Below are 8400 nucleotides of genomic sequence, written 5' to 3'. Positions count from 1 at the left end.
AGCTCCTCGAGGACGAGGGCGTCGACAAGTTCGAGGCGTCCTGGAACGACCTGCTCAAGTCGACCGAGGCGGAGCTTCAGCGCCTCGCCCCCTCGGAGGGCTGAACTCTGTCGAGCAGCAATCCGCTGCGTGACCCCGCCGACCGACGGCTCCCGCGTATCGCGGGGCCGTCGGGCCTGGTCATCTTCGGCGTCACGGGCGATTTGTCCCGGAAGAAGCTCATGCCCGCCGTGTACGACCTCGCCAACCGGGGTCTGCTGCCGCCGGGCTTCTCGCTGGTCGGCTTCGCCCGCCGCGAGTGGGAGCACGAGGACTTCGCGCAGGAGGTCCACGACGCCGTCAAGGAGCACGCCCGTACGCCCTTCCGCGAGGAGGTCTGGCAGCAGCTCGTCCAGGGCATGCGCTTCGTGCAGGGCACCTTCGACGACGACGAGGCCTTCGAGCGGCTGCGCGGCACGATCGAGGAGCTCGACAAGGCGCAGGGCACGGGTGGCAACTTCGCCTTCTACCTGTCCGTGCCGCCGCGCTCCTTCCCGGTCGTCATCCAGCAGCTGAAGAAGCACGGGCTGGCCGACCAGAAGAACGGCTCCTGGCGCCGCGCGGTCATCGAGAAGCCCTTCGGGCACGACCTCGCCTCGGCCGAGGAGCTCAACAAGGTCGTCCACGAGGTCTTCGCGCCGGACCAGGTCTTCCGCATCGACCACTACCTGGGCAAGGAGACCGTCCAGAACATCCTGGCGCTCCGCTTCGCCAACACCATGTTCGAGCCGATCTGGAACCGGTCCTTCGTGGACCACGTGCAGATCACCATGGCCGAGGACATCGGCATCGGCGGCCGGGCCGGCTACTACGACGGCATCGGCGCCGCCCGCGACGTCATCCAGAACCACCTGCTCCAGCTGATGGCGCTCACGGCCATGGAGGAGCCCTCCTCCTTCGACGCGGACGCGCTGGCCGCCGAGAAGACCAAGGTGCTCGGCGCCGTGCGGCTGCCGAAGGACCTGGGCAGCGCCACCGTGCGCGGCCAGTACGCGGCCGGGTGGCAGGGCGGCGAGAAGGCCGTCGGCTACCTCGAGGAAGACGGCATCGACCCCAAGTCGAAGACCGACACCTACGCGGCGATCAAGGTGGGCGTCGACAACCGCCGCTGGGCGGGCGTCCCCTTCTACCTGCGCACCGGCAAGCGCCTCGGCCGCCGGGTCACCGAGATCGCGGTGGTCTTCCAGCGCGCCCCGCACTCGCCCTTCGACTCCACGGCCACCGAGGAGCTCGGCGCCAACGCGATCGTCATCCGCGTCCAGCCGGACGAGGGCATCACGGTCCGCTTCGGCTCGAAGGTGCCCGGCACCTCGATGGAGATCCGGGACGTGTCGATGGACTTCGCCTACGGCGAGTCGTTCACGGAGTCCTCCCCCGAGGCGTACGAGCGCCTGATCCTCGACGTGCTGCTGGGCGACTCGAACCTCTTCCCCCGCACGGAAGAGGTGGAGCTGTCCTGGAAGATCCTCGACCCGATCGAGCGCTACTGGGACAAGAACGGCAAGCCCGCCCAGTACCCGTCGGGCACGTGGGGGCCGGTCGAGGCCGACGAGATGCTCGAGCGAGACGGACGGAGCTGGCGCCGGCCATGAAGACAGACCTCACGGACACCACCGCCAGCAAGATCAACAAGGCCCTGGTGCAGGGCAGGCGCGCGATCGGCACGCCCGCGGTCGGGATGGTGCTCACCCTCGTCGTCGTCACGGACGAGGAGAACGCCTACGACGCCCTGAAGGCCGCCAACGACGCGTCGCGCGAGCACCCCTCGCGCACCCTCGTGGTCATCAAGCGCGTCTCGCGTTCCCCCCGGGGCCGCACCCAGTCCCGCCTCGACGCCGAGGTACGGCTGGGCGCCGACGCGGGCAGCGGCGAGACGGTGATCCTCCGGCTGTACGGCGAGGTCTCCGACCACGCCCAGTCCGTCGTCCTGCCGCTGCTGCTGCCGGACGCGCCGGTGGTGGTCTGGTGGTCGGTGGACGCCCCGCGCGACCCGGCGGGCGACCCGCTGGGCGCCCTGGGCCAGCGCCGGGTCACCGACAGCTACGCCGCCGAGAAGCCCGTCAACGAGCTGCGGGCCCGTGCCGAGAGCTACGAACCGGGCGACACCGACCTGGCGTGGGCCCGGATCACGCCGTGGCGCTCGATGCTGGCCGCCGCCCTCGACCAGGTCAGCTGCGAGATCGTCTCCGCCGAGGTGGCGGGCGAGGAGTCCAACCCGAGCGTCGAGCTGCTCGCCATGTGGCTCGCCGACCGGCTCCACGTGCACGTCCGCCGCGCGATCTCGGCCGGTCCCGGTCTCACCCAGGTCCGGATGGAGACCACCGGCGGTCCGATCACCCTGCACCGGTCGGACGGCGCGATGGCCACGCTGGCGCTGCCGGGCCAGCCGGACCGCGCGGTGGCGCTCAAGCGCCGCGAGACGTCCGAGCTGCTCGCGGAGGAGCTGCGCAGGCTCGACCCCGACGACACGTACGCGTCCGCCCTGCGGTTCGGCGTGGACCGGCTGGGCGGTATCCAGTCGGCCGCCGAGCGCGAGGCGGAGCGGGCCTCGGCCGCCGGCCGTCCCGCCCCGTCCCTCCCGGTGCGCGCGGTGCCGGACCCGGCGTCCGCGGACCGTGACGCCGTGCCGGCCCCGCCGGCCGCCGCCCCGGCGTCCGCCGCCCCCGCGGGCCACGGCGACGCCGACCGGCCGTCTCCGGCGCAGATGCCCCCGGTCAGGAAAGCGGATCCGCAGTGAGCACTCCCCAGCTGGTCGTGCACCACGACAAGGAACTGATGGCGCAGGCCGCCGCGGCCCGCCTCATCACGAAGATCGTGGATGCCCAGGCGTCCCGTGGCCAGGCGTCCGTGGTCCTCACGGGCGGTCGCAACGGCAACGGCCTGCTGGCCGCGCTGGCCGCCGCGCCCGCCCGTGACGCCGTCGACTGGGCGCGGCTCGACCTGTGGTGGGGCGACGAGCGCTTCCTGCCCGAGGGCGACCCGGAGCGCAATGTCACGCAGGCCCGTGAGGCCCTGCTGGACTCCGTGCCGGTGGACCCGAAGCGCGTGCACGCCATGCCCGCGTCCGACGGTCCGTACGGCGCCGACGTGGAGGCGGCCGCGGCCGCCTACGCGGAGGAGCTGGCCCGCGCGGCCGGCCCCGAGAACCACGGCGACGTGCCCGCCTTCGACGTCCTGATGCTGGGCGTCGGCCCGGACACCCATGTGGCCTCGCTCTTCCCGGAGCTGCCGGCCGTGCGGGAGACCGAGCGCACCGTGGTGGGCGTGCGCGGCGCGCCCAAGCCCCCGCCGACCCGGGTCACGCTGACCCTCCCGGCGATCCGGGCGGCCCGTGAGGTGTGGCTGCTCGCGGCCGGCGAGGACAAGGCACAGGCCGCGGCGATCGCGCTGTCGGGCGCGGGCGAGATCCAGGCCCCCGCGGCGGGCGCCCGGGGCCGCTCCCGCACCCTGTGGCTGCTGGACACGGCGGCCGCCTCCCGGCTCCCGAGATCGCTGTACCCCGCGGCGTCCGCCTGACGGTCGGCGCCGCTCGCTCCACGGAACCCGTACGGTCGACCGCCGTACGGGTTCCGCGCGTTGCGGGCCCGCCCAGGACTACGACCCGTACGGGTTGCCCCGGGTGTACGGCTGCCCCTGGCCCGGCGCGCAGGGGTGACCGTACGGTGCGCCGTGCGGGTGGCCGTACGGGTTTCGCTGCGGCGGGATCCCGGCATGCGCCCCGGCAGGCGTCGGCGGCAGGGTGGCCGGGTGGGCCGCCAGCCGGATGCCGTACCGCCGCTTCAGCCGGCGGATCTCCAGCAGGGCGATCGCCGTGACCGTCACCGGTGCGCCCAGGATGAAGACGACGCCCATGGTGAGGCTGAGGCCGTGCAGGTCACCGGTGACCAGATCGGGGACGGCCATCAGCCAGGTCGTCACCGTGGCGAGCAGCGGCGGCAGACAGCGGTGCACCGCGGCGGAGCCGAAGAAGTTCCCGGAGAGCCGCACGGCCCCGGCGATCACGAAGAAGGCCATCCAGAGGCCCACCAGGGTGAGCAGCATCCGCGGCACCAGCCCGGCCATCTCGCTCGACCGGAAGATCCCCACGGTCGTCAGGACGCAGCCGATGAAGAGCAGCAGCAGCTTGAGCGAGTCGACGAGAGGCGTCCTCAGCTGCCGTACGGTGCCGGTGCGCCGCCACACGAAGAGCATCGCGCCGACCGTGACCGGGGTGAGGAAGAACAGCACGGCAGAGGCGATCGCCGTGTTCTCCAGCATCTCCTCGAAGGCGAAGCCGCCCTCGACGAAGGTGTAGACGCCGACCGCCGCAACCGCCCCGGCGACGACCCTGCCGCGCTTGAGCCGCTCCACCGTCGGATCGAGCGCCGCGGGTATCCACGCCGGATGGAACACCGCCCAGGCCACCTTGTGGGGCTTCAGGAACGAGCGGACGGACAGCGAGCCGTCCGTCCAACTCCTGCGTGTACCGGTCACGTTGCTCTCCCCCGAGAGATCGGACGCATGATCGCCGGGGAGTCTACGGCAAGCGGACGGCCGACCGCCGCCCGCTTCCCGCTCCGTCTGGCCGCCGCCCGTCCGTGCGCCTGCCCGGCGGGCGCGCGTACGACCGGTGACCGCTAGCGGCCGCGCAGCTCCCGGTACTTGGCGACCAGGGCCTTGGTGGACGCGTCCAGGCCGGGGACCTCGGCGCCCTCGGTGAGGGCGGGTTCGACGCGCTTGGCGAGCACCTTGCCGAGCTCCACGCCCCACTGGTCGAAGGAGTCGATGTTCCACACCGCGCCCTGCACGAAGACCTTGTGCTCGTAGAGCGCGACGAGCTGGCCGAGGACCGAGGGGGTCAGTTCACGGGCGAGGATCGTGGTCGTGGGGTGGTCGCCCTTGAACGTCTTGTGGGCGACCAGTTCCTCCGGCACGCCCTCGGCGCGCACCTCCTCGGGCGTCTTGCCGAAGGCCAGCGCCTGGGTCTGCGCGAAGAAGTTCGCCATGAGCAGGTCGTGCTGCGCCTTCAGTTCGTCGCTCAGCTCGGCGGCCGGCTCGGCGAAGCCGATGAAGTCGGCCGGGATGAGCTTCGTGCCCTGGTGGATGAGCTGGTAGTAGGCGTGCTGCCCGTTGGTCCCCGGCGTGCCCCAGACGATCGGGCCGGTCTGCCAGTCGACCCGCTTGCCGTCCCGGTCGACGGACTTGCCGTTGGACTCCATGTCCAACTGCTGGAGGTAGGCGGCGAACTTGGACAGATAGTGGCTGTAGGGCAGCACGGCATGCGACTGGGCGTCGTGGAAGTTGCCGTACCAGATGCCCAACAGGCCGAGCAGCAAAGGCACGTTGGACTCGGCGGGCGCGGTCCTGAAGTGCTCGTCGACGAGGTGGAAGCCGTCCAGCATCTCGCGGAAGCGGTCCGGCCCGATGGCGATCATCAGCGACAGGCCGATCGCCGAATCGTAGGAGTAGCGGCCGCCGACCCAGTCCCAGAACTCGAACATGTTGGCCGTGTCGATACCGAAGTCCGCGACCTTCTCGGCGTTCGTCGACAGGGCGACGAAGTGCTGGGCGACGGCCGTGTCGTCACCACCGAGCGCGTCCAGCAGCCAGCTGCGGGCCGAGGTCGCGTTGGTGATCGTCTCGATGGTGGTGAAGGTCTTCGACGCGATGATGAACAGCGTCTCCGCCGGGTCCAGGTCGCGGGTGGCCTCGTGCAGGTCGGCGCCGTCCACGTTGGACACGAAGCGGACCGTGAGGTCACGGTCGGTGAAGCCGCGCAGCACCTCGTAGGCCATCGCCGGGCCGAGGTCGGAGCCGCCGATGCCGATGTTCACCACGTTGCGGATACGCCGGCCGGTGTGGCCGGTCCAGGCGCCGGAGCGGACGCGCTCGGCGAAGCCGGCCATCTTGTCGAGGACGGCGTGCACCGCCGGGACGACGTTCTCCCCGTCGACCTCGATCACCGCGTCGCGCGGGGCGCGCAGGGCCGTGTGCAGAACGGCACGGTCCTCGGTGGTGTTGATCTTCTCGCCCCGGAACATCGCGTCCCTGAGGCCGAAGACATCGGTGGTGACGGCCAGTTCGCGCAGGAGCCGCAGCGTCTCGTCGGTGACGAGGTGCTTGGAGTAGTCGATGTGCAGGTCACCGACCCGCAGGGTGTATCCCGCGCCGCGCTCGGGGTCGGCGGCGAACAGCTCCCGCAGCCGCACCTCGCCGAGTTCCTCGCGGTGTTTGGCCAGAGCGGTCCACTCGGGCGTCTGGTTGAGCCTCGTACGGCCGTCTGCGTTCATGTCGGACTTCAGCCCTCTTTCCTCATCTGTCCGTGCTGCGCACGCCTTGCCCCGCCGGTTCCAACCTAGTTGATCAGCGCGTCGGGTGAGCGGACGTGCCACGGTCGTACAGGGCACCAACAGATACGTCCGCCCGGCCCACGGGTATCAACGCGGCGCCGGCGAGTGCGCACGGGCGCAAGATCGGGCGGCGGTGCGGCACGCGGGAACGGACCGCCCGGCGATCCCCGGCCGGGTGACGGGTCATCAGGCGGGCGGAGCCCCGCCGAGTGCCCCGGGGTCGCCGGGGCGCGCCGCACGGGCGGGTGGAGGGCACGACGGACGGACGGTCCACGGTCGACCGCGCGTCCGTGCGCGAAACACATCCGGCCAGGCACCCTCGGGTACCCGGCCGGTCTCGATCGTCAGATCTCGCCCCGCAGTTTGGCGAGCGCCTCGGCGAGGATCGCCTCGCCGTCCGCGTCGCTGCGCCGCTCCCGCACATAGGCGAGGTGCGTCTTGTAGGGCTCGGTGCGCGGGGGGGCCGGAGGGTTGTCCCGGTCCTGCCCGGCGGGAAAGCCGCAGCGCGGGCAGTCCCAGGTGTCGGGAACCTGCGCGTCGCTGGCGAAGCTGGGCACCGTCTCGTGTCCGTTGGAGCACCAGAAGGAGATGCGCAGACGCGGCGCGGACTCGCCCCGCTCGGCCTCGCCCATCGGCCCCGCCCCGACCCGGCTTCCTCGGATCGCGTTGCCACTTGCCACGGTCGTAACTCCCTGCGTGATGGTGCCGCAAAGCGAGTCGGCGTTTCGCTTCGCTGCGAGCGCCTCAGTCTACGTAAGGCCCAACGCGCGTCCAGTGATTGGAGTTACAGCTCCCACACCTAGACGCAAGCCCCATGATAGGCCGCGCTCAGCTGCGCGTACCGTACATGGGGCCTTACGTACCGGAATGTGTGTGACTGTGTGAAGCTGATCAGCTGTTCGTCTTCATCACGATGCCGAGAACGATGATGCAGGCGAACCACAGCAGACCGATCACGACGGTGATGCGGTCGAGGTTGCGCTCGGCGACCGAGGAGCCGCCGACGGAGGACTGCATGCCGCCACCGAACATGTCGGAGAGGCCGCCGCCCTTCCCCTTGTGCATCAGCACCAGCAGCATCAGCAGCAGGCTGAAGACGATCAGGGCGATCGAGAACCCCAAAACCACGGCTGGACCAACTTCCTCGGATTCGGATAACGACTCGGACGAACGACGGGGGCATAGCGACAACCGCTATGCCCCCGCAAGGGTACGACGGATCGCCGCTACCGCATACTCACAGCTCGGATCACTGGTCGCGGAAGCGCACGATCTTGACGAACTCGTCGGCGTCCAGCGAGGCGCCGCCGACCAGTGCGCCGTCGATGTCGGCCTGCGCCATGATCTCGGCGACGTTGCCGGACTTCACGGAGCCGCCGTACTGGATGCGGACCTTGTCGGCCAGCTCCTGGGTGTAGAGCTCGGCGATCTTGCCGCGGATGGCGGCGCAGACCTCCTGCGCGTCCTCGGCGCCGCAGACCTTGCCGGTGCCGATGGCCCAGACGGGCTCGTAGGCGATCACGATGGTCTCGGCCTGCTCGGCCGGGAGGTCCTTCAGACCGCCCTCGACCTGGGCGAGGGTGTGGGAGACGTGGTTGCCCGCCTCGCGGACGTCCAGCTCCTCGCCGACGCACAGGATCGGGGTCAGGCCGTGCTTGTAGGCGGCCTTGACCTTGGCGTTCACGAGCTCGTCGGTCTCGTTGTGGTACTGACGGCGCTCGGAGTGGCCGATCGCCACGAACGTGCACTTCAGCTTGGCGAGCATCGAGCCGGAGATCTCACCGGTGTAGGCGCCCGAGTCGTGCGCCGAGATGTCCTGGGCGCCGTACTTGATCTTCAGCTTGTCGCCGTCGACCAGGGTCTGCACGGAGCGCAGGTCGGTGAAGGGCGGCAGGACGGCGACCTCGACGGCGTCGTGGTCCTTGTCGGCCAGGGCGAAGGCGAGCTTCTGGACGTGGGCGATGGCCTCGAGATGGTTGAGGTTCATCTTCCAGTTGCCCGCCATCAGCGGCGTACGAGTGGTCATACGGGG

General features: G+C 70.7%; 8 protein-coding genes. 3 read left to right on the top strand and 5 right to left on the bottom strand.

Annotated features, from left to right (window positions below):
- Positions 1–107: 107 nt before the first annotated feature.
- The 3 genes from zwf to pgl are packed head-to-tail and all read left to right on the top strand — an operon-like array spanning position 108 to position 3555.
- Positions 108–1631, top strand: coding sequence for a glucose-6-phosphate dehydrogenase (gene zwf / locus J2X68_RS25035; protein ID WP_310434819.1), 1524 nt, complete (start codon positions 108–110; stop codon positions 1629–1631).
- Positions 1628–2776: a glucose-6-phosphate dehydrogenase assembly protein OpcA gene (gene opcA / locus J2X68_RS25030; RefSeq protein ID WP_310434811.1), complete on the top strand. Its 1149-nt coding sequence runs from the start codon at positions 1628–1630 to the stop codon at positions 2774–2776. The genes zwf and opcA overlap by 4 nt, the downstream gene beginning before the upstream one ends.
- A complete protein-coding gene (pgl, locus tag J2X68_RS25025; RefSeq protein ID WP_310434810.1) occupies positions 2773–3555 on the top strand; it encodes a 6-phosphogluconolactonase in 783 nt (260 codons plus the stop codon). Before opcA ends, pgl begins: the two co-directional genes overlap by 4 nt.
- Before the next feature lie 78 nt (positions 3556–3633).
- On the opposite strand, the gene J2X68_RS25020 is transcribed toward pgl, so the two are convergent.
- From J2X68_RS25020 to tpiA, 5 genes are all read right to left on the bottom strand, one after another.
- Complete coding sequence (locus tag J2X68_RS25020) at positions 3634–4512, bottom strand: hypothetical protein (RefSeq protein WP_310434809.1); 879 nt, start codon at positions 4510–4512, stop codon at positions 3634–3636.
- Positions 4513–4655: 143 nt separating this feature from the next.
- Positions 4656–6308 carry a glucose-6-phosphate isomerase gene (pgi, locus tag J2X68_RS25015; RefSeq protein ID WP_310434808.1) on the bottom strand — a complete coding sequence of 551 codons (1653 nt, stop codon included), beginning with the start codon at positions 6306–6308 and terminating at the stop codon, positions 4656–4658.
- Between the two features lie 404 nt (positions 6309–6712).
- Positions 6713–7048 (bottom strand): RNA polymerase-binding protein RbpA, encoded by a 336-nt coding sequence (locus J2X68_RS25010; protein ID WP_006373288.1) that lies wholly within the window; start codon positions 7046–7048, stop codon positions 6713–6715.
- 211 nt (positions 7049–7259) lie between these two features.
- The gene (gene secG, locus J2X68_RS25005) at positions 7260–7490 is read right to left on the bottom strand and encodes a preprotein translocase subunit SecG (RefSeq protein ID WP_020131907.1); all 231 of its coding nucleotides are present in this window, start codon (positions 7488–7490) and stop codon (positions 7260–7262) included.
- Between the two features lie 127 nt (positions 7491–7617).
- A complete protein-coding gene (gene tpiA, locus J2X68_RS25000; RefSeq protein ID WP_310434807.1) occupies positions 7618–8394 on the bottom strand; it encodes a triose-phosphate isomerase in 777 nt (258 codons plus the stop codon).
- Positions 8395–8400 lie beyond the last annotated feature (6 nt).

Source organism: Streptomyces sp. 3330, from assembly GCF_031456635.1.
Classification (GTDB): Bacteria; Actinomycetota; Actinomycetes; order Streptomycetales; family Streptomycetaceae; genus Streptomyces.
The sequence above is the reverse complement of the archived record's forward strand: the minus strand, read 5'-3'. Positions and strand labels throughout refer to the sequence as shown.